We start from the raw sequence: 24,480 nt of genomic DNA, 5'->3' as shown, positions 1-24,480 counted from the left end.
CCGGTGCGGCGGCTCCTCACCCTGCCGGAGGCGGCGGCTCGGCCACCGGCAGGGTGAGGACCATGGTGAGGCCGCCGCCGGGGGTGTCCTCCGCGGACAGGGTGCCGCCGAAGGCCTCGGTGAAGCCGCGGGCCACCGCGAGGCCCAGGCCGACGCCGGCGCCGCGCGGTGCGTCGCCGTGGCGCTGGAAGGGTTCGAAGATCCGGTCCTTGGCCTCGTCGGGGACGCCGGGACCGCGGTCGGTGACGCGCAGTTCCACCCGGTGGGCCAGGGCGCTGGCCGAGACGTGGACGGGCCGGCCGTCGGGGCTGTGCTTGACGGCGTTCTCCACGATGTTGGCCACGGCCCGCTCCAGCAGGCCCCGGTCGACGGCGATCATCGGCAGGGACTCGGGGATGTCCAGGACCACGGAGTCCTCGGGGACGCCGCCGAGCGCCATGGGGACGACCTCGTCCAGGTCGGTCTCCCGGACGAGCGGGACGACGGTGCCGGTGCTGAGGCGGGACATGTCCAGCAGGTTGCCGATCAGGGCGGCGAGCCGGTCGGCGCCGTCCTCGATGCCTTCGAGGAGTTCGGCCCGGTCGGTGTCGGACCAGGCGACGTCCTCGGAGCGCAGCGAGGTGACCGAGGCCTTGATGCCGGCGAGCGGGGTGCGCAGGTCGTGGCTGACGGCGGCCAGCAGGGCGGTGCGGATGCGGTTGCCCTCGGCCAGTTCGCGCGCCTGGCCCGCCTGGTGCAGCAGGCGCTGGCGGTCGAGGACCACGGCGGCCTGGGCGGCGAAGGCGGTGAGGACCCTGCGGTCCTCGGCCGGCAGCACCCGGCCGGAGAGCGCCAGGGCCAGGTGGTCGCCGATGGGCAGGTCGACGTCGGCGTCCTCGGGCCGGTCGGCCGGGGTGGCGCCGACGGAAGCCACCGTCGACCAGGCGCCGGTCTCGCCGGCGCGTTCCAGCAGGGCGACGGAGTCCATGGTGAAGGTCTCACGGAGCCGGGAGAGCAGGGCGTCCACGGTGTCCTCGCCGCGCAGGATGCTGCCGGTGAGCAGGGAGAGGACCTCGGACTCGGCCCGCAGCCGGGCGGCCTGGTGGGTGCGCCGGGCGGCGAGGTCGACCACCGAGGCGACGGAGACGGCCACCCCGGCGAAGATCGCGATGGCGACGATGTTCTTCGGGTCGGAGACGGTGAACCGGTGGAGCGGCGGGGTGAAGTAGTAGTTCAGCAGCAGGGAGCCGAAGGCCGCCGAGGCCAGCGCGGGCAGTACGCCGCCCAGCAGGGCGGCCGCGACCGTGCAGGTGAGGAAGAGCAGCATGTCGTTGGCGAGCCCGAGCTCCGGCACCGCCTGCCGGAGCAGCCATGTGAGCAGGGCCGGGCCGAGCAGGCCGGCCAGCCAGCCCCGGATGACCCGGCCCCGGCCGAGCCGGGCTCCCCGCACCACGGCCGGCAGGCTCCGGCGGCCCTTGGCGGCCTCGTCGTGGGTGACGATGTGGATGTCCAGGTCCGGGCCGGAGTCGCGGGCGACGGTGGCGCTCGCCCCGGGGCTGAAGAGGTACTGCCAGGATCTGCGGCGGCTGACGCCGAGCACGATCTGGGTGGCGTTGACCCCGCGGGCGAACTCCAGCAGCGCGTCGGAGACCTTCTCCCCGATGACGTGGTGGAAGGTGCCGCCCAGGTCCTCGACCAGGGTGCGCTGGGCGGCGAGTTCGCCGGGTGAGGCGGAGGTCAGTCCGTCGCCGGCCGCGATGTGCACGGCCAGCACCTCGCCGCCCGCGCCCTTCTCGGCCAGCCGCGCGGCGCGCCGGATGAGGGTGCGCCCCTCCGGGCCGCCGGTGAGGCCGACGACGATGCGCTCCCGGGCCTGCCAGGTGGAGCGGATGCCGTGCTCGCCGCGGTACTCGTTGAGGTATTCGTCGACCCGGTCGGCGGTCCAGAGCAGGGCCAGCTCGCGCAGGGCGGTGAGGTTGCCGGGGCGGAAGTAGTGGGAGAGGGCCGCGTCGACCTTGTCGGGCTGGTAGATGTTGCCGTGGGCCATGCGGCGGCGCAGCGCCTGCGGGTCCATGTCGACCAGTTCGATCTGGTCGGCGCGCCGCACCACCTCGTCGGGGACCGTCTCGCGCTGGCGGACGCCGGTGATCGTCTCGACCACGTCCCCGAGGGATTCGAGGTGCTGGATGTTGACGGTGGAGACGACGTCGATGCCGGCCCGGAGGAGTTCCTCGACATCCTGCCAGCGCTTGGCGTTGCGCGAGCCGGGGACGTTGGTGTGGGCGAGTTCGTCCACCAGGGCGACGGCGGGGCGCCGGGCGAGGACCGCGTCGACGTCCATCTCGGTGAAGACGCCGTCCCGGTAGGCGATCTCGCGCCGCCCGACCAGCTCCAGGCCGTGCAGCATCACCTCGGTGCGCGGCCGGCCATGGTGCTCCACGAAGCCGACGACGCAGTCGGTGCCCCGTTCGAGCCGGCGGTGCGCCTCGGAGAGCATGGCGTAGGTCTTGCCGACGCCCGGTGCCGCGCCGAGGTGGATCCGAAGCTTGCCGCGTCCCATACCGCCGTCTTCTCGTGTGTGCTGGTGCGATGGTTCCGAAGGGCCCCGGCCGGGGCGGTTCAGGGTTCGAAGCGGTAGCCCATGCCCGGCGCGGTGATGAGGTAGCGGGGGTGGGAGGGGTCCGACTCCAGTTTGCGCCGCAGCTGGGCCATGTAGACCCGCAGGTAGTTGGCGTTGTTCCGGTAGGCGGGGCCCCAGACCTCCAGCAGCAGCTTCCGCTGGGAGACGAGGTGGCCCGGGTGGGTGACGAGTATCTCCAGCAGGTGCCATTCGGTGGGGGTGAGGCGTACGGGCCTCCCGGCGCGGGCCACCTTCCTGGCGGTCAGGTCGATGGTGAAGTCCGCGGTCCGCACGGTGGCGGGCACGGTGCCCTGGGCGGGTGCCTCCTGGCGCCGTACGGCCGCGCGGAGCCGCGCCAGCAGCTCGTCCATGCTGAAGGGCTTGGTGACGTAGTCGTCCGCGCCGGCGTCCAGGGCGCGGACCTTCTCCTCCGAGGTGTGCCGGGCCGAGAGGACCAGGATGGGCATGCGGTTTCCGCCGCGGATCTCCTTCAGGACGTCGATGCCGTCGATGTCCGGCAGTCCCAGGTCCAGCAGGACCACATCGGGTGTGCGGGCGGCGGCGAGCCGCAGGGCGGTGCCGCCGTCCGGTGCCTCCTCCACCTCGAAGCGGCGTGCCTGGAGGTTGATCCTCAGTGCGCGGACGAGCTGGGGATCGTCCTCCACCACGAGCACCCGGGGCATGGGCAGGTCTCCTTTGTTCGTCGCCGGGACGTCGGGCGTGCCATCAGCTCCGGATGAGCGACTTCAGCGCGGTGTTGAGCTCCAGGACGTTGACCCGGGGCTCGCCGATGAAGCCGAGCGTGCGGCCCTCGGTGTGCTCCCGTACCAGCTGCTCGACCCGCTCGACGCCGAGCTTGTTCCGCTCGGCGACCCGGTGGACCTGGAGTTCGGCGTAGGCGGGCGAGATGTGCGGGTCCAGGCCGGAGCCGGAGGAGGTGACCGCGTCGGCCGGTACGTCCCGGGGCGCGACCGTGTAGGAGGCGGTGGAGTTGTCGGCGACGACGGCCCGCTGTGCGGCGGTGACCTGGGCGCAGAGGGTGCCCTCCTCGGCGTCCTTCGGGCAGGCGCCGTCGACCGCGCCGTTGTCGGCGGAGCGGTTGGTGGCACCGGACAGGAGCAGCGTGTACTGCGTATTCACGCTGTTGGCGCCGAGCCCGTCGGAGGGGCGCGGCTGGAACCAGCGCGGGTCGGGCCTGGCCGCCTCCTCCGGGTCGCCGCCGGGGAGGGTGTAGGTCTGCCCGATGAGGGAGGAGCCGACGGTCCGGCCGCCTTGGTCCGTGATCTCGGAGCCGTCGGCCTTGCCGGGGAAGAGGGTCTGGGCGGCGCCGGTGAGGGCCAGCGGGTAGAGCACGCCGCAGATCACCGTGAGGACGAGGAGCGCGCGCAGTCCGGCGCCGAGGAGCCGTGCGGTCGCGGCTACGGAGGTGTTCATGATCGTCTCAGCCGATTCCGGGGAGGAGGGAGAGGAGCAGGTCGATGAGCTTGATGCCGACGAACGGGGCGATGAGGCCGCCGAGTCCGTAGAGGCCGAGGTTGCGGCGGAGCATCCGGTCGGCGCTGGTGGGCCGGTAGCGCACGCCCTTGAGGGCGAGCGGCACCAGGGCCACGATGATCAACGCGTTGAAGACCACGGCGGAGAGGATCGCGGACTGCGGGGAGGCCAGCCGCATGATGTTGAGCGTGTCCAGGCCCGGATACACCACGGCGAACATGGCCGGGATGATCGCGAAGTATTTGGCCACGTCGTTGGCGATGGAGAAGGTGGTCAGGGCTCCCCGGGTGATCAGGAGCTGCTTGCCGATCTCCACGATCTCGATGAGCTTGGTGGGGTCGGAGTCCAGGTCCACCATGTTCCCGGCCTCCTTGGCGGCCGAGGTGCCGGTGTTCATCGCCACGCCGACGTCGGCCTGGGCCAGGGCGGGGGCGTCGTTGGTGCCGTCGCCGGTCATCGCCACCAGCTTGCCGCCGGCCTGCTCCCGCTTGATCAGGGCCATCTTGTCCTCGGGGGTGGCCTCCGCGAGGAAGTCGTCCACCCCGGCCTCGTCGGCGATGGCCTTGGCGGTGAGCGGGTTGTCACCGGTGATCATGACGGTCTTGATGCCCATCCGGCGCAGTTCGTCGAACCGCTCGCGCATCCCGTCCTTGACCACGTCCTTGAGGTGGAGGACCCCCAGCACGCGGGCGCCGCGGCCGTCCTCCACCGCGACCAGCAGCGGGGTGCCGCCGGCCTGTGCGATGCGGTCGGCGAGCTCTCCCGCCGCCTCGCCGATCTGCCCGCCCCGCTCCCGTACCCAGGCGATGACGGAGCCGGCGGCGCCCTTGCGGACCTTGCGGCCGTCCACGTCCACGCCGGACATCCGGGTCTGGGCGGTGAAGGCGATCCACTCGGCGTGGGCGAGCTCGCCCTGGTGGCGTTCGCGCAGCCCGTACCGCTCCTTGGCCAGCACCACCACCGAGCGGCCCTCGGGGGTCTCGTCGGCCAGCGAGGAGAGCTGGGCGGCATCCGCCAGTTCGTCCTCGGTGGTGCCCGGGACCGGCAGGAACTCGGCGGCCTGGCGGTTGCCGAAGGTGATGGTGCCGGTCTTGTCGAGCAGCAGGGTCGAGACGTCGCCGGCGGCCTCGACCGCCCGGCCGGACATGGCCAGGACGTTGCGCTGGACCAGGCGGTCCATGCCGGCGATGCCGATGGCCGAGAGCAGCGCGCCGATGGTGGTGGGGATCAGGCAGACCAGCAGGGCGGTCAGGACGATCATCGACTGCTCGGCGCCGGCGTAGACGGCGAACGGCTGGAGGGTCACCACCGCCAGCAGGAAGACGATGGTCAGCGAGGCGAGCAGGATGTTCAGCGCGATCTCGTTGGGCGTCTTCTGCCGGGCGGCGCCCTCCACCAGGTTGATCATCCGGTCGATGAAGGTCTCACCCGGCCTGGTGGTGATCCTGATGGTGATCCGGTCGGAGAGGACCTTGGTGCCGCCGGTGACGGCCGAGCGGTCGCCGCCGGACTCCCGGATGACCGGGGCCGACTCGCCGGTGATGGCGGACTCGTCCACCGAGGCCACGCCCTGGACGACGTCCCCGTCGCCGGGGATGGTGTCGCCGGCCTCGCAGACGACCATGTCGCCGATGCGCAATCGGGAGCCCGGTATCCGCTCCTCGCCGGTGCCGTCCTCGCCCAGGCGGCGGGCGACGGAGTCGGTCTTGGCCTTGCGCAGGGTGTCGGCCTGGGCCTTGCCGCGGCCCTCGGCGACCGCCTCGGCCAGGTTGGCGAAGACGGTGGTGAGCCAGAGCCAGGCGGTGATCGCCCAGCCGAACCAGTCCGTGGGGTCGGCGCAGGCCAGCACGGTGGTGACCACCGAGCCGACCAGCACCACGAACATCACCGGTGACTTGACCATGACCCGCGGGTCCAGCTTGCGGACCGCGTCCGGGAGCGAGGTGAGCAGCTGCCGGGGGTCGAACAGGCCGCCGCCGACCCGCCCGCCGCCGGGCTGCTCGCCGGCTGGTGCGTCGTGCTGCGGTGCCCTGGTGGGCGTGGCGGTGCTCATGCTGCGAGTCCTTCGGCGAGCGGCCCCAGTGCCAGGGCCGGGAAGTAGGTCAGACCGGTGATGATGACGATCGTGCCGACGAGCAGGCCCGCGTAGAGCGGCTTGTCGGTGCGCAGGGTGCCCGCGGTCTCCGGGACCGGCTTCTGCCGGGCCAGCGAGCCGGCCAGCGCCAGCACGAACACCATCGGCAGGAAGCGGCCCAGCAGCATGGCGATGCCGATGGTCGAGTTGAACCACTGGGTGTCGGCGTTCAGGCCGGCGAAGGCGGAGCCGTTGTTGTTGGCGCCGGAGGTGTAGGCGTAGAGGATCTCCGAGAAGCCGTGCGCGCCGCTGTTGGTCATGGAGCCGGCCGGGGTGGGCAGCGCCATGGCGGCCGCGGTGAAGCAGAGCACCAGGGCCGGGGTGACCAGGAGGTAGCAGGCGGCGAGCTTGATCTCGCGGGTGCCGATCTTCTTGCCCAGGTACTCGGGGGTGCGGCCGACCATCAGTCCGGCGATGAACACCGCGATGACGGCCATGACCAGCATGCCGTAGAGGCCGGAGCCGACGCCGCCGGGGGCGATCTCGCCGAGCTGCATGCCGAGCAGGGTGATGCCGCCGCCGAAGCCGGTGTACGAGGAGTGGAAGGAGTTGACCGCGCCGGTGGAGGTGAGCGTGGTGGCCACCGCGAAGAGCGAGGAGCCGGCGATGCCGAACCGGGTCTCCTTGCCCTCCATGGCGCCGCCGGCCACCTCCAGGGCGGGCCCGCGGCCGGCGAACTCGGTCCACAGCATCAGCCCGGTGAAGGCGACCCAGATGACGCCCATCGTGGCGAGGATCGCGTAGCCCTGGCGAAGGTTGCCGACCATCCGGCCGAAGGTCCGGGTGAGGGAGAACGGGATGAGCAGGATCAGGAAGACCTCGAAGAGGTTGGAGAACGGGGTGGGGTTCTCGAAGGGGTGGGCGGAGTTGGCGTTGAAGTAGCCGCCGCCGTTGGTGCCCAGCTCCTTGATGACCTCCTGGGAGGCGACCGCGCCGCCGTTCCACTGCCGGGTGCCGCCGCCGAACTGCCCCACCTCGTGGATGCCGGCGAAGTTCTGGATCACCCCGCAGGCGACCAGCACCAGCGCGCCGACCACCGAGAGCGGAAGCAGGACGCGCACGGTGCCGCGCACCAGGTCCGACCAGAAGTTGCCGAGCTCACCGGTGCGGCTCCTGGCGAAGCCGCGGACCAGGGCCACCGCGACGGCCATGCCGACGGCCGCCGAGACGAAGTTCTGCACCGCCAGGCCGCCGGTCTGCACGAGGTGGCCCATGGCCTGCTCGCCGTAGTACGACTGCCAGTTGGTGTTGGCCACGAAGGACGCGGCGGTGTTGAACGCCTGGTCCGGGTCGATCGAGACGAAGCCGAGCGAGCCGGGCAGGCTGCCCTGCAGCCGCTGAAGCCCGTACAGGAAGAGGACGCCCACCGCGGAGAAGGCGAGCACTCCGCGCAGATAGGCCGGCCAGCGCATCTCCACCGCCGGGTCGGCGCCGATGGCCCGGTAGATCCACCGCTCCGGCGCGTAGTGCTTCTGTGAGGAGTAGACGCGCGCCATGTAGTCGCCGAGCGGGCGGTACGCCAGCGCGAGGGCGCCGATCAGGGCGAGCAGCTGGAGCAGGCCGGCTGTCTGGGAACTCATACCGGCGCTCAGAACCTCTCCGGGAACACAAGGGCGAGGACGAGGTAGCCGAGCAGGGAGACGGCCACGACGAGGCCGACGACGTTCTCGACGGTCACAGCTTGGTCACCCCCCGGGCGATGAGCGCCACCAGCGCGAAGACCGCGATCGTGGCGGCGACGAAGGCCAGATCGGCCATCGTGAGCTCCTGGGTCGTAGGGACGTGTTTCGGCCGGTGTGGCCGAGGAAGAGCAAACCTCGGCGGCGGGCGGGGGGTAAGCCGCTTTGACGGGCCTCTTACGGCCGGAGCCCCAGCTTTGACGCCGCCCATACGCCGGCGGCCTCGGCGTTGACGCGGTCTTGACGCCGGCGGCGCGGAGGCGGTCACCCGACCGGGTCATCGGCGGCCCCGGACGATCAGGTCCGCCACCGGCGGCAGCACGGCCGAGGGCCGACCCGCCCGGGGGCTTGACGCACTCCGTACGCCGCCTCCGCCCACCTCGTCAGGGACGCGTGAAAAGTGGCCGGTCAGTCGTATGGATGCCGTCAACGGTGCTGGTGGACGGGTCCGCCGGCGGCGACGCTGTCCCTCCGTCAGCTCGACCGGAGGTACCGCCGACATGGCCGTTCACACCGCACATCCGACCCCGGACGCCGAGGACCGCGGGCCGGAGGAACCCCCCGATACCGCCGCCGACGAGACGGCGGGTGAGCGGCACCGGCTCACCGCGCTCCAGGGTCTGGCGGCACTGTCGCTGGACGCGATGGCCTCCGTGGCGTACGGGCCCGAGGCGATCGTGCTGGTGCTCGCGGCCGCCGGTGCCCAGGGGCTCGGCTTCACCCTCCCGGTCACCCTGGCGATCGCCGCGCTGCTGGCCGTGCTGGTCGCCTCCTACCGGCAGGTCGTCGCCGCCTTCCCGGACGGCGGCGGCGCGTACGCGGTCGCCCGCCGGCACCTGGGGCGGCGGGCGAGCCTGGTCGCCGCCGGCTCGCTGGTCCTGGACTACGTGCTGAACGTGGCCGTCTCGGTCACCGCCGGGGTGGCCGCGCTGACCTCGGCCTTCCCGGCGCTGTACGCGGACCGGGTGTGGCTCTGCCTGGCGGTGCTGGTCCTGGTCACCGCGGTGAACCTGCGCGGCATCGTCGGCTCCGCGAAGGCCTTCCTGGTCCCCACCGCGGTGTTCGTGGGCTCCGTCCTGGCGATGATCGTGACCGGTCTGCTCCGCGACACCCCGGTGAGCACGGCCTCCGCAGCGGGCCATCCCTCGGCGCTCGGTGAAGGGGCCACCGCCGTGGGCGCCCTGCTGCTGCTGAAGGCCTTCGCGGCCGGCTGCTCGGCGCTGACCGGTGTGGAGGCCGTGGCCAACGCCGTACCGTCCTTCCGGGCACCGGCCGCGCGCCGCGCCCAGCGGACCGAGGTGGCCCTCGGAGCCCTGCTGGGCACCATGCTGATCGGGCTGTCGGTGCTCATCGGCCGCTTCCAGCTGCGGCCGGTGGAGGGCGTGACGGTGCTCGCCCAGCTCGCCGACGCGTCCTTCGGGCACAACGCGGTGTTCTACGTGGTGCAGTTCGCCACCATGGTGCTGCTGGCGCTCGCCGCCAACACCTCCTTCGGCGGGCTGCCGGTGCTGATGGGCCTGCTGGCCCGGGACAACCACCTGCCGCATGTCTTCGCCCTCAAGGCCGACCGGCAGGTGCACCGGCACGGCGTGCTCGCCCTGGCCGTGGTCTCCGGCGCCCTGCTGGTGCTCTCCGGCGGCGACACCAACACCCTGGTCCCGCTCTTCGCCATCGGCGTCTTCGTCGGCTTCACCCTCTGCCAGGCCGGCATGGTCCGGCACTGGAGCACCGGGCGCCCCGCCGGCTGGCGGGCCAAGGCGGCCCTGAACGGCTTCGGCGCGCTGACCACGGGCATCGCGGCCGTGGTCGTCACCGCCACCAAGTTCACCGAGGGGGCCTGGCTGATCGTCCTCGCCCTGCCCCTGCTGGTCGTCGCCTTCGAGCGGGTGCACCGCGCCTACGACCGGATCGGCGCGTGCCTGGAGCTCGGCCGGATCCCCGGCCCGCCCCGCCGGGTGCGGTCCCTGGTGGTGGTCCCCGTCTCCGGCATCTCCCGGCTGACCTGCCAGGCCCTGACCGCCGCGCGCTCCCTGGGCGACGAGGTCCGGGCAATCACCGTCACCTACGCCGACCCCGAGGACCGGCGGGCCGCCGAAGCCCTGCGCCGCGACTGGGACCTGTGGGACCCGGGGGTCGAGCTGGTGGAACTCCCCACGGTGGCGCGCTCGCTGGGCCGCCCGGTGCGCGACCACGTCCGCGAGCTGACGGCGGCGCACCCCGACGCGCAGGTCACCGTGCTCATCCCGGAGACCGAGCCCGCTCGCCTGTGGCAGCGGCTGCTGCAGAACCAGCGCGGTTCCGTCGTCGCCCACGCGGTCCGCCGCGGCACCGACGCCGCCGTCTGCCGGCTGCGCTTCCGCATCACCGCCCGGCCGTCCGCCTGAGGCCCGGCGACGAAGGGCCGGGCCCCCGCGTGCGGCGGAGGCCCGGCCCTTCCTCGTCCGGTGGCGACCCGGCTCTCAGCCGCCGATGTCCCGGCCGCTCAGGTCCGCCAGGGTCTCGCGGCGGATCAGCAGCCGGGCCGTGCCCTGGTGGACCGCGACGACCGGAGGGCGGCCGACCATGTTGTACCCGGAGGCCATGGACACCTGGTACGCGCCCGCGACCGGGACGGCGAGCACATCGCCCGGGCGGAGGTCGGCGGGCAGTTCCACCCCGGCGGCCAGCACATCGCCGGCCTCACAGTGCCGGCCGACGACGGTGGTGGCATGGGTGGGTGCCGTGGAGGCGCGGCCCACCAGCCGGGGCGCGTACCGCACTCCGTACAGCGCGGGCCGCGGGTTGTCGCTCATACCGCCGTCGACGGCCGCGAAGGTGGTGCCGCCGGTGCGCTTGACGGTGAGCACCCGGTACAGGGCGACCCCGGCCGGCCCGACGACGGCCCGGCCCGGTTCGATCAGCAGCCGGGGCACCGGCAGCCCGGCCGCCGCGCAGCTCTCGGCCAGGGTGGTGCGCACCCGGTGGGCGAGGGCGGTGAGGTCGAGGGCCGGTTCACCGGGCCGGTAGGCGACGCCGTGGCCGCCGCCCAGGTCGAGCTCGGTCAGGGTGAGGCCGTGGTGGTCGCGGATCCGGGCCATCAGCTCCACCATCCGGCGCAGCGCGGCGAGGTAGGGCTCCACCTCGGTGATCTGGGAGCCGATGTGGCAGTGCAGCCCGGCCAGGAGCAACCGCCGCCGGCCGAGGACGCGTTCGATGGCGTCCTGCGCCGATCCGTCGGTCAGGGAGAGACCGAACTTCTGGCCGTCGGTGCCCGTGCGGATCTTGTCGTGCCCGCCCGCCGAGACGCCCGGCACGATCCGCAGCAGGACCTTCTGGCGGTCCCGCTTGCCGAGGGCGGCCGCGATCCGGGTGATCTCCGAGGGGGAGTCGATCACGATACGGCCGACCCCGAGCCGCAGCGCGTTGTCGAGGTCCGCGGGCGACTTGGCGTTGCCGTGCAGCACGATGCGCTCGGGCGGGAAGCCCGCGGTGACGGCGAGTTCGAGTTCCCCCGCGGAGCAGACGTCCAGGCCGAGCCCCTCCTCCCGTACCCAGCGCACCATCGCGCGGGAGAGGAACGCCTTGGCCGCGTAGAGGACTTCGGTGTCCGGGAAGACATCCCGGTAGGTGCGGCAGCGCCGGCGCACCTCGCCCTCGTCGAGCAGGTAGACCGGGGTGGAGAACCGCTCGGCGGCCTCGGCGAGGGACACCCCGCCGACGGCCAGGTCCCCTTGGGCAAGCCGGGTGGTGGACGCCGGCCAGACGGACAGGTCGCCGGTGCCGGTGGCGGCCTCGGGCAGCGCGGTGACGGTCATGGCGGCTCCCCTCAGACGGTCCGGGCCAGGGATCCGGGGCGCTGGGTGCCGGGATCCGCGCCGGGGCCGGACGCCGGTGCGCCGGTGGCGGCCGGGGCGGTCAGCGTCGGGTCGACGGTCACCAGCGAGGCCCCGACCGGCTCCGCCAGCGAGCGGAGCACCGCCACGGAGAGCCGGATCCAGGGCTGCTCGGCGCCGAGCGTGGCGGCCAGCCGTTCGGCACTGGTGAAGCCGACGGCGGTACGGGCGCCCAGCGGGGTGCGGAACAGCCGTACGCCCAGGCGCGCGTGTCCCGGCCGCACCGGCACGAACAGCGGGCCGGCCGGGTCCGGTTCCTCGGGTTCGGGGTCGTCGTCGTAGCGGAACAGGCACATCGGGCCCTCCCAGGGGAACGGCGGAAGCTGGTGGGGCCCCGGACGCGGGGAGGCGACCCGGGGCGCGCCATCGACGGTATCCCCCGCTTCCGCGCCATGGGCCGTGCGATGACGGGACCTTGACGGTGGTCGGCCGTATCCATACGGTCCGCTGACGCCGCCGGCGCGCCCGGCGCGGTCGCGGACGGGCACGGGTGGCCGGGGGGTCAGGCGTCCGGGGCGTGGTGGACCCGGCGGCCTCCGACGAAGGTCTGCTCCACCCGCGCCTGGGCGATCTCGTCGGCGGGGCGGGCGAAGATGTCGCGATCCAGCACGGCGAGGTCGGCCAGCTTGCCCGGGGCGATGGTGCCGGTGTGGTCCAGGTGGTTCACATGGGCGCTGCCCGCCGTGTAGGCGGTCAGGGCCGCGCCGAGGGTGATGCGCTGCTCCGGCAGGAAGACCGGGCGGCCGGATCCGGGCTGGTGGCGGTTGACGGCGGTGTGCAGCCCGGCGATCGGGTCGGGGCTGGACACCGGCCAGTCGCTGCCGGCCGCCAGCGGCGCCCCGCTGTGGACGAGGTCGGCGAACGGGTACTGCCGGGCGGCCCGCCGGGCGCCGAGGAACGGGATGGTCAGCTCGTCCATCTGCGGTTCGTGCGCGGCCCAGAGGGGCTGGATGTTGGCGGTGGCGCCCAGGGCCCGGAAGCGCGGGATGTCGGCGGCGTCCACCACCTGGAGGTGGGCGAGGTGGTGCCGGTTGCCGCGCCGGCCGTTGGCGCGCTGCGCGGTCTCGACGGCGTCCAGGGCCTCGCGTACCGCGCGGTCGCCCAGGGCGTGGAAGTGCACCTGGAAGCCCTCGCGGTCCAGCCGGGTGACGATCTCGCCGAGTGCGGCGGGGTCGACGAAGGAGATCCCGGCGTTGCCGGAGGCGCAGCCGCAGGCGGTGAGGTAGGGGGCGAGCATCGCGGCCGTGTGGTTCTCCGCGATGCCGTCCTGCATGATCTTGACGCTGTGGGCCTTGAGGGTGCCGACGGTGAACTCGGAGCGCCGGTGCAGCAGTTCGGGGAGCTGTTCGAGGCCGCGGGTGCGGTCCCACCAGAGCGCCCCGCGTACCCGTGCGGTCAGCAGGCCCTCGGTGGCGGCGCGCCGGTAGGCGGGTGCCGGGTCGGCCATGGAGGCGTGCTCGCCGAGCAGGGCGTCCTGCCAGGCGGTGATCCCGTAGGAGTGCAGCAGGGCCTGGGCGCGCAGCAGCCCGGCGAGCTGTTCGTCGGGGGTGACCGGGGGCGCGTGGTCGGCGACCAGGTGCATGGCCCCTTCCTGGAGCATGCCGCTGGGGTGGCCGTCGGCCTCCCGTTCGATCCGCCCGTCGGCGGGGTCGGCGGTGTCGCGGGTGACTCCGGCGGCCTCCAGGGCGCGGCTGTTGGTCCAGGCGCCGTGGTGGTCGCGGTTGACCAGGTAGACGGGGCGGTCCGGGACGAGGGTGTCCAGCAGCTGCCGGTCGGGGGTGCCGCCGGGGAAGGCGTCCAGGGACCAGCCGCCGCCGGTGATCCAGGGGCGGTCGGGGTGGGCCTCGGCGTAAGCGCGGATCAGGGCGGCGCAGTCGTCCGCGCCGGTGGCGCCGGACAGGTCGCACTGGCCCATCTCCACTCCCCCGCCGACCGGGTGGACATGGGCGTCCTGGAAGCCCGGGACGAGCAGGCGGCCGCGCAGGTCCACGACCTCGGTGGCGGGTCCGATCAGGTCGTGGACCTCGTCGTGGCCGACCGCGATGATCCGGTCGCCGCGGACGGCCACCGAGGTGGCGTGGGGGTGGACCGGGTCGACGGTGTGGACCGGGCCGCCGGTGAGGACGAGGTCGGCGGCCGTGGTGGTGGCGGACATGGGGTGGCTCCGGGTGCGGGTGTCGTGGACGGGAGGGGTGGGAGGAGGGCCGGGGTCAGGCGGGCCGGCGGTCCATCGGCAGGGCGATGGTGTCGGCGTCCGTGCCGCGGCCGGTGGTGAAGTACGGGGAGCGGCGGCGCCACTTGGCGACCGCGGCGGCCACCAGGCCGGTGAGCACGAACAGGCCCGGGATCAGCAGCAGGAACCAGCCGTTGTCCGGTGTGGCCTGGAAGTGGTCGCTCATGGTGGCGTAGCGGTAGGCCAGATAGGCGCCGAGGCCGAACAGCGCCAGCGCGCTGAGGCCGGGGACGAGGACGCAGCGCAGTGCCGCGAGCGGGCCCTCGCGCAGCGCGCCGCGGAACCGCACGGCGCAGGCCAGCGCGGTGAGGCCGTAGTAGAGGGAGACGATCAGGCCGATGGAGTTGACGGCCGTGAGGATCATCAGGTTGATCCTGGGGATGCCGACCGCCAGGACCGCGACCGCCGCCGAGATGGCCATGATCATCACCGTACCCGCGGCGGGGGAACCGTAGCGCGGGTGGATCCTCGTCCATCTGCGGCCGAGGGTCTGGTCCCGACCCATCGCCAGCGCGCCGCGCGCGGTCGGGATGACGGTGGACTGGAGCGAGGCGAAGGCCGAGCACATCAGCGCGGCGAGCGGCAGCGACGCCCAGGGCTCCGGGGCCAGCCGGGCACCCAGGTAGGTCAGGGCCTGCGGCCCCTGGGCCACCAGTTCGCCGTCGCCCATCGCCCGCTGGAAGGCGATCGCCGCGAAGACCAGCAGCCCGAGCATGGCCAGCAGGGCGATGAGCCCGCCCCGGGCGGCGTCCGAGGCGTTCTTCGTCTCCTCGTTCACCGTGAAGGCGGCGTCCCAGCCCCAGAAGACGAACACCGCCAGCACCAGCCCCTGGGCCAGGGACCGCACCGAGCCGATCGCGAAGGGGTCGAGCCAGCTCCAGGAGAACGGCTGGTCGCCCGAGACGATCGCCCAGGTGCAGAAGACCAGCAGCACGGCGTACTCGAAGACCAGCAGCACCCACTGCAGCCGGGTCGCCGAGCGGACCCCGGTCACGGCGGTCACGGTCACCACCACCAGCGCCACCAGGCCGATCACCGTGCTCACCCCGGTGGACCCTGGGTCGAGCGGGACGCCCAGCAGGCTGTGCAGCCCCAGCTTGCCGGCGAACTGCAGGATCACCGAGCCGGTGACGGCGCTGGTGTACGCCATGAACACCACGTTGGCCACCAGCACCACCCAGCCGGTGAGGAACCCCGGCCAGGCGCCGAGGGAGCGCCCCACCCAGGTGTAGCCGTTGCCGCAGTGGGGCTCGGTGCGGTTCAGCCGGGCGTAGGACAGCGCGATGCCCAGGATCGGCAGGAAGGCGACGATCAGCAGCGCCGGGGTCTGCCGCCCCGCGTACAGCGCGAGCACCCCCATCCCGATGCCGATGCTGGTGGTCGCGGCCGTGCTGGAGGCCGCGATCGCCACGCCGTCCCGTACACCCAGCGTGCGGCGCATCGCCGTCGCCGGTGGTTCCGTCTCCGGTATGACTGCGGCCATGGTGCGCTCCTTCGGCGGTGAACGAGGGGGTGCGCCGATGAAACAACCGCGCCATACTTACGTCAATAAGTTGTCGTAAGCCCTCGGCCCCTTCCGTGGCACCGCGGGCCGCGCAGACCAGGAGGCCGGTATGCCGGATCCCCAGCGCATCCCGGTGGGGCGCAAGCGCAGGCGCCCCACCGGCTCCGGGACGGTGCTGAGCGAGGAGGCGATCGTCCGGGCGGCGCTGGAGCTCATCGAGGCGCCCGGGGGCAACGCGCTCACGGTGCGGCGGCTCGGTGCCGCCCTGGGCTGCGACCCCTCGGCGGTCTACCGCTACTTCGCCGACACCGACGCCCTGCTGCTGGCGGTGGCCGACCGGCTGATCGGGGAGTCGATCGACGGCTTCACCCCGGGCGAGGACTGGACCGCCTCGCTCAGGGAGCTCGCCGTGCGGGTGCACCGCTCGGTACTGCGTCACCCCCGGCTGGCGCCGGTCAGCGCCTCCCGGGTCACCGCGGGGCCCGCCGAGTGCCGGGCGGTGGACACCGGGATCGGCATCCTGCTGCGGGCCGGCTTCCCGCCCGCCGAGGCGGTGCGCCTCTACCGCACCTTCATCGACACCGTCCTCGCCCACGCCGCCCTGGACGCGGAGGTGCTGGGCCTCACCGAGCACCAGCGCCGTCAGGAGCGCCAGGCGTGGCAGGACGTCTACGGCACCCTGCCACCCGGCGACTACCCGAACCTGCACACCGTCCGCGCCCAGCTGTCCGCCATGGCCGAATCGGCCTTCCCGGACGCCCTGGAACTGCTGCTGGCCCAGCTGGCGGCACTCCGGCGGTAGGAGCCGGGCTCAGCCGCGCTGGTCCAGCACCGCCTTGCGGTGGCTGAAGGTCTCCAGCGAGTAGTGGCCGTGGTAGTTGCCCATACCGCTCTCCCCCACACCGCCGAAGGGCAGGTCGGAGACGGTGAGATGGGCCACCGGCAGCCCGAAGGTGAGCCCGCCCGAGGAGGTCTCGGCGGTGAGCCGCTCCCGGGTGGTGTCGGAGCCGGTGAAGGCGTAAAGGGCCAGCGGCTTGTCGCGCCCCCGGATGAAGTCGATGGCCTCGTCCAGGCCGGCCACCGCCACCAGCGGCAGGATCGGCCCGAAGATCTCCTCGCGCATCACCGGGGAGTCGGCCGCGACCTCCGCGAGCACGGTCGGGGCGATGTAGCGCCCCTCGCGCTCGTGCCGGCCGCCGACGACCGTGCGGCCCGAGTCGAGCAGCCCCACCAGCCGGTCGAAGTGCCGCTCGTTGACGATCCGGCCGTAGGCCTCCGTCGCCGAGGGGTCGTCGCCGTACCGCTCGCGCACCGCGGAGGCCAGCTCCTTCTCCAGCGCACGGGCCGTCTCCGGGTCGGCCAGCACGTAGTCGGGGGCCACACAGGTCTGCCCGGCGTTCATGAACTTGGTCGCCACCAGGCGGGCCGCGACCGTCGGCAGATCGGCGTCCCGGTCCACGAACACCGGGGACTTCCCGCCCAGTTCCAGGGTGACCGGGGTGAGGTGCTCGGCGGCCGCGCGCATCACGATCCGGCCGACGGTCCCGTTGCCGGTGTAGAAGACATGGTCGAACCGCTGCGCCAGCAGGGCCGTGGTCTCCGGCACGGCCCCCTCCACCACGGCCACCGCGTCGGTGTCCAGATGGCGGGGCAGCAGCCGGGCCAGCGCCGCGGAGGTGGCCGGCGCCAGCTCGCTGGGCTTGGCCACCACGCAGTTGCCCGCGGCGAGCGCCCCCACCACCGGGGCCAGCAGCAGCTGCACCGGGTAGTTCCAGGGCGCGATGACCAGGACCACGCCGAGCGGGTCGAGCACGGTGTGCGCGGTGGCCGGGCTCAGCCGCTCCGGGACGGGCGCCGGCTCCGGCCGCAGCCAGTCGGCCAGGTGCTCCAGGGTGTGGTCGATCTCGCGGACGGTGAAGTCGATCTCGGTGCGGTACGCCTCCTCGCGCCCCTTGCCGAGGTCCGTGAGGAGCGCGGCGGCCAGCGCCTCGCCCTCCTCGGTCAGCAGGGTGCGCAGCGCCCGGAGCTGGGCGGTCCGCCAGGCGAGCGGCTTGGTGCGCCCGGTGCTGAAGGTGGCGCGCAGCCGGGCGACGGTATCGGCGGGGCGTTCGGCGGCCGGGGGGACCGCGGCGGGCGTGTGCTGCTGTTCCTGGTTCATGGGGGTCCTTCGCTGGGGGAGCTGCGGATGGTGTGAGAGAAGGGGGCTACGAGCGGTGGTCCGGCAGCCACTCCGGCCGGCCCGAGCCGCGCGGGACCAGCAGGGACGAGGGGCGGTACGCGCCCGGGGTGGCGGACATCGCGATCTGCTCCGTGACGCCCTGGTAGCGGCCGAGCGGGGTGTCGGCGGTGAAGGTCTCCGGGTCCAGGTAGGCGTGGCGCGTGCCGGTGCCCGCCACCTCCCGGGCGTAGTCCTTATCGAAGGTGCCGAGGGAGAGGATCCACAGGGCGACCCGGGTCAGCGAGACATGGACCCGGTAGCTGCCGCCCTCCCGGGCGCGGCGGCGCAGCGCGGCGATGATCCCGGCGGTGGCGAGCCAGGGCACCAGGTAGTCGTTGACCACCTTGATGTACGGCAGGCGCGGGTGGTCGGCGGTGCCCTCCAGGGTCATCATCCCGGTGACGCAGCCGGCGGTCTGGTCGAAGCCGACCCGCTGGGACCAGGGTCCCCGCTCGCCGTGCAGGGTGACGGTGGTGTGGACGACGCCGGGCCGGATCTCGGCCGCCTCGTGCGCGGTGAGGCCGAAGCGGGCCAGATAGCCGGGGCGGCGGTTGGCGTAGAAGACGTCGGCCCCGCGCAGCAGCGCCCGTACCGTCGCCGCGCCCTCGGGGACGGCCGGCTCGACGGTGGCGGACCGGACGCCGGTGTTGGCGGTGACATAGACGACGTCGTGCTCCCACTCCCCCGGGCGCCAGAGGTTGAGGGCGTCGGCGCCGTGCAGGGCGAGTGCCCGGCCGATGCCGGCGCCGGCGATCACATGGCCCATGCCCAGGGCCCGTACGCCGGCCAGCGGGGCATCGGCGCCTTCGGGGAGCGGTTCGGGTGCGCTGTCGCCGATCTTCTCCACCTCGACCAGCGGGAGATCGGCCAGGACCTCGCGGTACTGGCGCTCGGCCAGGAACTCGCCGGTGGAGCGCACCATCGGCATGACGACCCCGGCCTCCGCCCCGGCGGCCTCCAGGTCGGCGCCGTTCCAGCGGGCCACCGCCTCGGCGATCGCCGCCCGGTCGTCGTGGGTGCGCAGCAGCTTGAGGGTGCGCGACTTCAGGCCCGGGTACATCTCCAGCGGCATCACCCAGCGGCCGTCGCCGGCGCGGTAGAAGTCCAGCGCCATCGGGTTGTCCGGGTCGCTTGGGCGGCCGGGCGGGAAGCCGTTGACCAGCTCCCAGCGGCGGTCGTAGAACGGGCAGAGCCGGTGCGGGGCGCGCCGCAGGTCCATGCTGATCGACTGGCCCTCGCCGCCCCGGTCGCGCCAGAGCGCGGCGACGGCCACCGACTTCGCGGTCAGCGCCAGCGCGGTCGCCGAGGCGAGCCGCAGGGTGCTGGGCACGATGGGGTCCGCGCCGGTGAAGGTGATCTCCCCGCCCGCCTCCGCGGCGCTGAGACCGACCCCGGCCAGCACCTCGTCCAGCCGCGCGTGCAGGTCGTAGCCGTCCTCGGTGGCGGGCTCCCGTACGGCGGTGGCCACCCGGTCGGTCAGGGTGCCGCCGCCGGTGGGGCGGACGGAGCCGGTGGGGACGGAGCCGGTGCGGGGCATGGGGTGCGCTTCCTTCCAGCGGGGTGCGGTCGGGGCCGGGGTTTCCGGCCGAGTGGGCTCCGGGCCGGGAGCCATCTACGTGTAGATAGCAACTAACATGGCCCGCCTATTCCCGGGCAAACCTCCCGACCTCGCCTCCCGGGGGCGGCCCCGGCGCCTCCCGGAAACGGGCCCCTCTGCGATGAGTTTCGCGACCGCCAGCGGTCACCCCTCCGGAAGACCTTCAGCACCCCGAGCTCCCGGAGGACACCATGACCGCCACCTACACGTTCGACGTCTTCTCCAGCCTCGACGGCTTCGGCGCCGCCGGTGGCGACTGGACCGGCTACTGGGGCAAGCAGGGCCCCGAGCTCCTGGCCCACCGCCTCGCCCAGTACAGCGACGAGCAGCGGATGGTCTTCGGCGCCGGCACCTACCGGCTGTTCGCCTCGATGCTGGCCGCGAGCACCGAGGACTCCGACGTGCGCGACCCCTGGGTGACCCGGATGAGGAGCATGCCGGCCACGGTGGTGTCGACCACGCTGGACGGGCCCCTCGACTGGCCGGACGCGCGGATCGCGTACGGCGACGCGGTGGACGTGGTCGCCCGGATGAAGAAGGAGTCGGACGTACCGCTGCGCTCGCACGGCAGCCTGTCGATGAACCGGGCGCTGATGGCCGCCGGTCTGGTCGACCGCGTCCAGGTGACGGTCTTCCCCGTGATCACCGGGCGGACCGGGCTGGACCCGGTCTTCGCGGGCGCGGCCGACTTCGACCTCGAACTGCTCGACAGCCGCACCCTCGACGGCAGCATCCAGGAGCTCGTCTACCGGCCCACCCTGCACCCCTGAGCCGGCACACCTGGCGGGCCCCCGGGACTCGCCGCCCCCACCTCCACGAGGCGCACGAACCGCCCGGACGCCCGGTGATTGCGGCCCGGCGGCCGCTGAGTAGGACGTACCAGGCGATCTGAGTAGCCGTCCGCTGCCACGTCGCGCGGCGCCGGGGTTGGCTGGGCACATGAACGGTTCCGCGAACCCCGGCCCGGACCCGGACACCGCCCCGGCCCCGGCCGATCACACCCGCCTCGCGGCCGTGCTGGCCGGCGTCCTGTTCGTGCCCGGGGCCGCGGGCACCGGTCTGCTGACCCTGGCGTCGGAGGGGGCCTCCCGGTGTCTGACCTATGGTGAGCAGTGCGCCCCCGGGCTGCCGTGGTGGCTGTTCGGCTGGAGTGCCGGGCTGGGCGGCGGGGCGCTGCTCCTCGCCCTGGCCGGGCCGGCCGTACGGATCCGGCAGGCGGCACTCGCGGTCCAGGTGCTGGCAGAGTGCTTCGCGCTGCTGGTCATCCTCAGTCACGCCTGACGCGCCCGGCCCGGCCCGGCGCCGCTCAGCCCGTCGCCTCCCAGGCGGCGGTCAGTCCGTCCAGCCAGGCCGGCGGCAGCTCCCCGGCGTCCCACTCCTTCCGCAGCTCCTCCGGCGTCACCGTCAGCCGCTCCAGCACCGCGACGCAGGTGGGAGAGTGCAGCAGCGTGTAGCGGCCGTGGATCGCGATCGGGCTGCCCGGCCCGTACCGGGCGAACATCCGCTCCAGCCGGGCGCGGTGCTCATCCGTGAACCGGGTCAGCCGGCCCGGGTACCCGGCCCGGTTCCGCGCCCCCATGGTGCGCAGCACGGCGACCAGGACCTGCTCGGAGACCTCCGGGTCCAGCTCCGAGTCGTCGGCGAACGACAGATGAAGGCGTGTCACCACCACCTTCACCCGCTCCAGGTCCATCCGCCCGACGCGGTACCGCTCCTCCGGTTCCTCGGGCTCCTGAGGCCCGTGGTCGCCGACCGCCTCCCGCAGCACCCGCTCGGCGATCTCGTCGAGCCCGTGGACCACGGCCCGGGCGCCGTCGCCCCACCCCGCCGCGTACAGCTCGCCCTTCCCCGGCGGCGCGCCCTCCGGCACCGGTGCCGCCTCCCGGCGCGCCTCGGCCAGCGCGCCCGCCTCGACGAGCGCGATCAGCTCCTCCGCGTCGCCGGAGTAGACCCCCGCCCGCCCGAGCAGCTGGACCAGCGTGGTCTTCGCGTTGAGGACGCTCACCGGGTCCAGCTGCCGCAGGTCTCTGTCGGCGGCGTTCATAAGTCCTCCTCGTCCCTGGGTCGCCGGGTCGAGCCTACGTCGGCCGCGCCCCGTCCCGGCCGCGGAATCCGTGGCCGGGGCCCGGCCCTCCGGGGTGCGCCGGGGCGCATACCGCTCGGCACGCCCGTCACCTTCCGGCGGGCGACGGCGGGCGACGGCGAGCGGCCGCGGAAGGTGACGCCGGCGGGCCCGGGCGCGGGCGGCGGCTCCCATGAGCAGCGGTCCTTTCACCATCCGCCGGATCGCCGGGATCCGCCCGGTCCGGGCACGGGCGGCCCGCGCGCGGTGCCGGTGGGGTCCGCCCGGGAGGCGCGGGCGTGGCGGTGTCACATGGCGCCGGGGCGGGCGGGGACGCCGAGGGCGAGCAGCGCGGTGTCGTCGTCGACGCCGTCGCCGAGGCTGTCCAGCAGGGCGGTCAGGGCCTGGACCAGCCCTCCGGGCGGGGGGCCGGCGAGGCGGGTGGCGAAGGCGTGCAGGGCCTCGTCCCCGTAGAGGTCGGTGCGGTCGGGTCCGGTGCGGGCCTCGGTCAGGCCGTCGGTGTAGAGCAGCAGGGTGTCGCCGGGGGCCAGGACGGTGGTGGCCGTCACGAAGTGCGGGTCCGGCAGGACGCCGACGAGGAGTCCGCCGGGGGTGGGCAGGAAGTGGGCGGTGCCGTCGGCGCGGGTGACGAGGGCGGGCGGGTGGCCGCCGGAGGCCAGGCGGACGGTCACCTCACCGGTGTCCCGGTCGGGTTCGAGGACGCCGAAGATCGCGGTGCAGTAGCGGGGGTCGTCGCCGGTGTAGCGCTCGTGGAGCACGGTGTTCAGGGTGCCCAGCGCCCCGGCGGGGTCGGCGTCGTGCAGGGCGGCGGTACGCAGGGTGTAGCGGGTCAGCGAGGTGACGGCGGCGGCCCGGGGGCCCTTGCCGGACACGTCGCCGAGGAAGAACGCCCAGCGCTTCCCGTCCAGGGGGAACAGGTCGTAGAAGTCGCCGCCGAGCCGGTCGGGGGAGGCGGTGTGGTAGTGCACGGCCGTCTCCAGCCCGGGCACGACGGGCAGTTCGGCGGGCAGCAGGGACCGCTGGAGCGCGGCGAGGGCTTCCGTCAGCCTGGCCCGGTCGGCCTCGGCCTGCCTGCGCGCCTCCTCGGCCTGCCGGCGGGCCTCCTCGGCCTCCCGCTGCCGGCGCAGCAGCTCCTGCTCGTAGGAGCGGCGGGCGGAGGCGTCGAAGACGGTGGTGCGGATCAGCAGCGGCTCCCCGTCGCCGCTGTGCTTGACGACCGAGGAGACCAGGACCGGCAGCCGCCCGCCGTCGCCGGTCCGCATCTCCAGGGCGACGCCGGTTATCCGGCCCTGCATCCGCAGCAGCGGGGCGAAGTGGGTCTCGTGGTAGAGCCTGCCGCCGACGGTGAGCAGGTCGGCGAACCGCTTGCGGGCCACCACCGTCTCGCGGTCCGTCCCGAGCCATTCCAGCAGGGTGCTGTTGATCTTGGCGATGGTGCCGTCCATCAGCGTGGACAGGTACCCGCAGGGTGCCGACTCGTACAGTTCCTCGACGCTGTCCTCCAGCAGGGCGCTGAACGCCGCGTCCGTCGTCCGGTCTCCGTCTTTGGCCCCATCCGGTTCGCGCGGCTCCGGGTCCTCCTCGGTACGGCACATCACCGCGGATGCTCCAGGAACCGGAGGATCGCGGCCGCGGTGGCCTGGGGCGCGGACAGCTGCGGGCAGTGCCCGGTGGCCTCCAGCGTCACCAGGACGGAGCCGGGGATCCGGTCATGGACGTAGGCGCCGACCTCACGGGGCGCGATGGCGTCGTGGGCGCATTCGAGGACCAGCGTGGGAACACTCACCCCGTCCAGGTCTCCCCGGGAGTCGGAGAGAAACGTGGTGCGGGCGAAGATCCGGGCCATCTCGGGGTCGGTGGCGCAGAAGCTGCCGGTCAGCTCCTCCCCCAGCTCCGGCCGGTCCGGGTTGCCCATGATGACCGGGGCCATCGCCGCCGACCAGCCCAGGTAGTTGGACTCCAGCGACGCCAGCAGCTCGTCGATGTCCTCGGCGCTGAACCCGCCCCGGTAGCCGTCGGAGTCGATGTAGCACGGGGACGGCGCCACCATCACCAGCGCACCGAAGCGCTCCGGCGCGGCCTGGGCCGCCAGCACACCGACCATCGCGCTGACCGAGTGCCCCACGAAGGCCACGTCCCGCAGGTCCAGCTCCTCGCAGACGTCCACGACGTCCTGGGCGTAGCCGGCGAGGGAGGAGTACCGCTCCTCGCTCCACGCGGTCGGCTCCGACCGGCCCGAGCCGACGTAGTCGAACAGCACGACGCGGTGGCGCCGGGCCAGCGCGGGCAGGACCAGCCGCCACATGTTCTGGTCACAGCCGAACCCGTGGGCCAGCACCAGCACCGGCCCGTCCTCCGGGCCGGTCACCACGACGTTGTTCCTGCGGCGTACATCCATGGCACTCATCCTGTCATCACGGCCGCAACCCGCCGGCCGACGGCTCCCGGTCCTCGGCCCGGGGCACGGCACACGCGCCGCGGGCTGGTCCGCGTCCGGTCCGGGGCGTTCAGGAGACCTGCTCCCGGGGCGGTCCGGTGAGCAGCCGGCCGAAGCCCATGGCGGGGAACGCCTCGGCGGCCATGCGCAGCAGTCTCTCGGGCTGGGCGGCGAGGCCCGCGACGGCCACTATCCACCGCCGCGGGAGGCCGTTCTCCGACAGGTGCTCGGTGAGCAGATGGAGGCCTGCCACGTCCATGAAGACGATGTCACGCAGGTCCCAGGTGACCGCGGTGATCTCCGAGGGCAGGGCGGCGCGGCTGGCGCGCAGGCCGGGCAGGGTGGTGAAGTCGATCACGCCGTGCGGGGTGATCCGGGCGGTGGTGCCCTCGATGGTGGTGGTGCTGTGCATGGTGGGCGTGCCCCCTCTCAGGGGGTGGTGAGCCCAAAGGCGAAACGCCCCTCGCGGGGCGCGCCGACGATGGCGGTGCTGAATGCCCGTGAGGGGGGCGATGCCCAGCACCATGGCCGGCCTCGCGGGCCGGCCAGTCTCTTCGTCCGCCAAGCGTTGCACACCGGCAACGGTCCGCGCCACAGCCCACCAGGGGTGTCGCCCGCCACAGACGGCGA

The 24,480-nt window shown here is 73.6% G+C and carries 20 protein-coding genes; 4 read left to right on the top strand and 16 right to left on the bottom strand.

Translation table 11 applies throughout. The features are described 5' to 3' along the window. Nucleotides 1-16: 16 nt before the first annotated feature. Genes M1O15_RS13225 through kdpF form a run of 6 tightly spaced genes read right to left on the bottom strand, consistent with a single transcriptional unit; the run spans nucleotide 17 to nucleotide 7,905 of the window. Nucleotides 17-2,539, bottom strand: coding sequence for an ATP-binding protein (locus M1O15_RS13225; protein WP_248633992.1), 2,523 nt, complete (start codon nucleotides 2,537-2,539; stop codon nucleotides 17-19). A gap of 59 nt (nucleotides 2,540-2,598) precedes the next feature. Further along, on the bottom strand, nucleotides 2,599-3,282 hold the full coding sequence (locus tag M1O15_RS13220; RefSeq protein ID WP_248633991.1) for a response regulator: 684 nt from the start codon (nucleotides 3,280-3,282) through the stop codon (nucleotides 2,599-2,601). Nucleotides 3,283-3,325: 43 nt separating this feature from the next. After that, nucleotides 3,326-4,033, bottom strand: a complete 708-nt coding sequence (locus M1O15_RS13215) for a potassium-transporting ATPase subunit C (RefSeq protein WP_248633990.1) — start codon at nucleotides 4,031-4,033, stop codon at nucleotides 3,326-3,328. A gap of 7 nt (nucleotides 4,034-4,040) precedes the next feature. Beyond that, nucleotides 4,041-6,146 carry a potassium-transporting ATPase subunit KdpB gene (gene kdpB, locus M1O15_RS13210; protein ID WP_248633989.1) on the bottom strand — a complete coding sequence of 702 codons (2,106 nt, stop codon included), beginning with the start codon at nucleotides 6,144-6,146 and terminating at the stop codon, nucleotides 4,041-4,043. Continuing rightward, the gene (kdpA, locus tag M1O15_RS13205) at nucleotides 6,143-7,807 is read right to left on the bottom strand and encodes a potassium-transporting ATPase subunit KdpA (RefSeq protein ID WP_248633988.1); all 1,665 of its coding nucleotides are present in this window, start codon (nucleotides 7,805-7,807) and stop codon (nucleotides 6,143-6,145) included. Before kdpA ends, kdpB begins: the two co-directional genes overlap by 4 nt. An 8-nt stretch (nucleotides 7,808-7,815) precedes the next feature. After that, entirely contained in the window at nucleotides 7,816-7,905 is a 90-nt protein-coding gene (gene kdpF / locus M1O15_RS13200; RefSeq protein WP_248633987.1) for a K(+)-transporting ATPase subunit F, read from the bottom strand. A gap of 501 nt (nucleotides 7,906-8,406) precedes the next feature. Here kdpF and M1O15_RS13195 point away from each other — a divergent pair. Next, a complete protein-coding gene (locus tag M1O15_RS13195) occupies nucleotides 8,407-10,290 on the top strand; it encodes an APC family permease (protein WP_248633985.1) in 1,884 nt (627 codons plus the stop codon). A 75-nt stretch (nucleotides 10,291-10,365) separates the two neighbouring features. On the opposite strand, the gene lysA is transcribed toward M1O15_RS13195, so the two are convergent. From lysA to M1O15_RS13175, 4 genes are all read right to left on the bottom strand, one after another. Continuing rightward, a complete protein-coding gene (lysA, locus tag M1O15_RS13190) occupies nucleotides 10,366-11,700 on the bottom strand; it encodes a diaminopimelate decarboxylase (protein ID WP_248633983.1) in 1,335 nt (444 codons plus the stop codon). A gap of 11 nt (nucleotides 11,701-11,711) precedes the next feature. Beyond that, nucleotides 11,712-12,074 carry an SAV_915 family protein gene (locus M1O15_RS13185; RefSeq protein WP_248633979.1) on the bottom strand — a complete coding sequence of 121 codons (363 nt, stop codon included), beginning with the start codon at nucleotides 12,072-12,074 and terminating at the stop codon, nucleotides 11,712-11,714. Between the two features lie 206 nt (nucleotides 12,075-12,280). After that, entirely contained in the window at nucleotides 12,281-13,933 is a 1,653-nt protein-coding gene (locus M1O15_RS13180) for an amidohydrolase (RefSeq protein WP_248633971.1), read from the bottom strand. A 55-nt stretch (nucleotides 13,934-13,988) separates the two neighbouring features. Then, nucleotides 13,989-15,494 carry an APC family permease gene (locus M1O15_RS13175; RefSeq protein WP_248633970.1) on the bottom strand — a complete coding sequence of 502 codons (1,506 nt, stop codon included), beginning with the start codon at nucleotides 15,492-15,494 and terminating at the stop codon, nucleotides 13,989-13,991. A gap of 130 nt (nucleotides 15,495-15,624) precedes the next feature. Between M1O15_RS13175 and M1O15_RS13170 the strand changes: the two genes are divergently transcribed. Continuing rightward, nucleotides 15,625-16,317, top strand: coding sequence for a TetR/AcrR family transcriptional regulator (locus M1O15_RS13170; RefSeq protein WP_248633966.1), 693 nt, complete (start codon nucleotides 15,625-15,627; stop codon nucleotides 16,315-16,317). Nucleotides 16,318-16,326: 9 nt separating this feature from the next. On the opposite strand, the gene M1O15_RS13165 is transcribed toward M1O15_RS13170, so the two are convergent. Together M1O15_RS13165 and M1O15_RS13160 are read right to left on the bottom strand one after the other, a co-directional pair. Next, nucleotides 16,327-17,673 (bottom strand): aldehyde dehydrogenase family protein, encoded by a 1,347-nt coding sequence (locus M1O15_RS13165; protein WP_248633964.1) that lies wholly within the window; start codon nucleotides 17,671-17,673, stop codon nucleotides 16,327-16,329. Nucleotides 17,674-17,719: 46 nt separating this feature from the next. Further along, nucleotides 17,720-19,270: a CoA transferase gene (locus M1O15_RS13160; protein ID WP_248633963.1), complete on the bottom strand. Its 1,551-nt coding sequence runs from the start codon at nucleotides 19,268-19,270 to the stop codon at nucleotides 17,720-17,722. A gap of 251 nt (nucleotides 19,271-19,521) precedes the next feature. Between M1O15_RS13160 and M1O15_RS13155 the strand changes: the two genes are divergently transcribed. Both M1O15_RS13155 and M1O15_RS13150 read left to right on the top strand, forming a co-directional pair. Continuing rightward, nucleotides 19,522-20,100 carry a dihydrofolate reductase family protein gene (locus tag M1O15_RS13155; RefSeq protein ID WP_248633961.1) on the top strand — a complete coding sequence of 193 codons (579 nt, stop codon included), beginning with the start codon at nucleotides 19,522-19,524 and terminating at the stop codon, nucleotides 20,098-20,100. 169 nt (nucleotides 20,101-20,269) lie between these two features. After that, nucleotides 20,270-20,611 carry a hypothetical protein gene (locus tag M1O15_RS13150; protein ID WP_248633960.1) on the top strand — a complete coding sequence of 114 codons (342 nt, stop codon included), beginning with the start codon at nucleotides 20,270-20,272 and terminating at the stop codon, nucleotides 20,609-20,611. A gap of 25 nt (nucleotides 20,612-20,636) precedes the next feature. On the opposite strand, the gene M1O15_RS13145 is transcribed toward M1O15_RS13150, so the two are convergent. The 4 genes from M1O15_RS13145 to M1O15_RS13130 form a co-directional block, all read right to left on the bottom strand. Next, complete coding sequence (locus M1O15_RS13145) at nucleotides 20,637-21,374, bottom strand: hypothetical protein (RefSeq protein ID WP_248633958.1); 738 nt, start codon at nucleotides 21,372-21,374, stop codon at nucleotides 20,637-20,639. Between the two features lie 326 nt (nucleotides 21,375-21,700). After that, nucleotides 21,701-23,008 (bottom strand): PP2C family protein-serine/threonine phosphatase, encoded by a 1,308-nt coding sequence (locus M1O15_RS13140; protein WP_248633957.1) that lies wholly within the window; start codon nucleotides 23,006-23,008, stop codon nucleotides 21,701-21,703. Further along, nucleotides 23,008-23,811: an alpha/beta fold hydrolase gene (locus tag M1O15_RS13135; RefSeq protein WP_248633951.1), complete on the bottom strand. Its 804-nt coding sequence runs from the start codon at nucleotides 23,809-23,811 to the stop codon at nucleotides 23,008-23,010. The genes M1O15_RS13140 and M1O15_RS13135 overlap by 1 nt, the downstream gene beginning before the upstream one ends. Nucleotides 23,812-23,920: 109 nt before the next feature. After that, on the bottom strand, nucleotides 23,921-24,262 hold the full coding sequence (locus M1O15_RS13130; RefSeq protein WP_248633948.1) for an STAS domain-containing protein: 342 nt from the start codon (nucleotides 24,260-24,262) through the stop codon (nucleotides 23,921-23,923). Nucleotides 24,263-24,480 lie beyond the last annotated feature (218 nt).

Origin of the sequence: Streptomyces lichenis, assembly GCF_023218175.1 — a bacterium.
Lineage (GTDB): Bacteria > Actinomycetota > Actinomycetes > Streptomycetales > Streptomycetaceae > Streptomyces > Streptomyces lichenis.
Note: the sequence above shows the minus strand (reverse complement) of the source record. Positions and strands in the feature narration are given on the sequence as shown.

Coding starts and splice junctions, on each gene's coding strand:
- M1O15_RS13215 (WP_248633990.1), bottom strand. CDS start 4,033: ATGAACACCTCCGTAGCCGCGACCGCACGGCTCCTCGGCGCCGGACTG.
- lysA (WP_248633983.1), bottom strand. CDS start 11,700: ATGACCGTCACCGCGCTGCCCGAGGCCGCCACCGGCACCGGCGACCTG.
- M1O15_RS13150 (WP_248633960.1), top strand. CDS start 20,270: ATGAACGGTTCCGCGAACCCCGGCCCGGACCCGGACACCGCCCCGGCC.
- M1O15_RS13135 (WP_248633951.1), bottom strand. CDS start 23,811: ATGGATGTACGCCGCAGGAACAACGTCGTGGTGACCGGCCCGGAGGAC.
- M1O15_RS13195 (WP_248633985.1), top strand. CDS start 8,407: ATGGCCGTTCACACCGCACATCCGACCCCGGACGCCGAGGACCGCGGG.
- M1O15_RS13130 (WP_248633948.1), bottom strand. CDS start 24,262: ATGCACAGCACCACCACCATCGAGGGCACCACCGCCCGGATCACCCCG.
- M1O15_RS13175 (WP_248633970.1), bottom strand. CDS start 15,494: ATGGCCGCAGTCATACCGGAGACGGAACCACCGGCGACGGCGATGCGC.
- M1O15_RS13225 (WP_248633992.1), bottom strand. CDS start 2,539: ATGGGACGCGGCAAGCTTCGGATCCACCTCGGCGCGGCACCGGGCGTC.
- M1O15_RS13170 (WP_248633966.1), top strand. CDS start 15,625: ATGCCGGATCCCCAGCGCATCCCGGTGGGGCGCAAGCGCAGGCGCCCC.
- M1O15_RS13220 (WP_248633991.1), bottom strand. CDS start 3,282: ATGCCCCGGGTGCTCGTGGTGGAGGACGATCCCCAGCTCGTCCGCGCA.
- M1O15_RS13180 (WP_248633971.1), bottom strand. CDS start 13,933: ATGTCCGCCACCACCACGGCCGCCGACCTCGTCCTCACCGGCGGCCCG.
- kdpA (WP_248633988.1), bottom strand. CDS start 7,807: ATGAGTTCCCAGACAGCCGGCCTGCTCCAGCTGCTCGCCCTGATCGGC.
- M1O15_RS13155 (WP_248633961.1), top strand. CDS start 19,522: ATGACCGCCACCTACACGTTCGACGTCTTCTCCAGCCTCGACGGCTTC.
- M1O15_RS13165 (WP_248633964.1), bottom strand. CDS start 17,673: ATGAACCAGGAACAGCAGCACACGCCCGCCGCGGTCCCCCCGGCCGCC.
- M1O15_RS13140 (WP_248633957.1), bottom strand. CDS start 23,008: ATGTGCCGTACCGAGGAGGACCCGGAGCCGCGCGAACCGGATGGGGCC.
- M1O15_RS13185 (WP_248633979.1), bottom strand. CDS start 12,074: ATGTGCCTGTTCCGCTACGACGACGACCCCGAACCCGAGGAACCGGAC.
- M1O15_RS13160 (WP_248633963.1), bottom strand. CDS start 19,270: ATGCCCCGCACCGGCTCCGTCCCCACCGGCTCCGTCCGCCCCACCGGC.
- M1O15_RS13145 (WP_248633958.1), bottom strand. CDS start 21,374: ATGAACGCCGCCGACAGAGACCTGCGGCAGCTGGACCCGGTGAGCGTC.
- kdpB (WP_248633989.1), bottom strand. CDS start 6,146: ATGAGCACCGCCACGCCCACCAGGGCACCGCAGCACGACGCACCAGCC.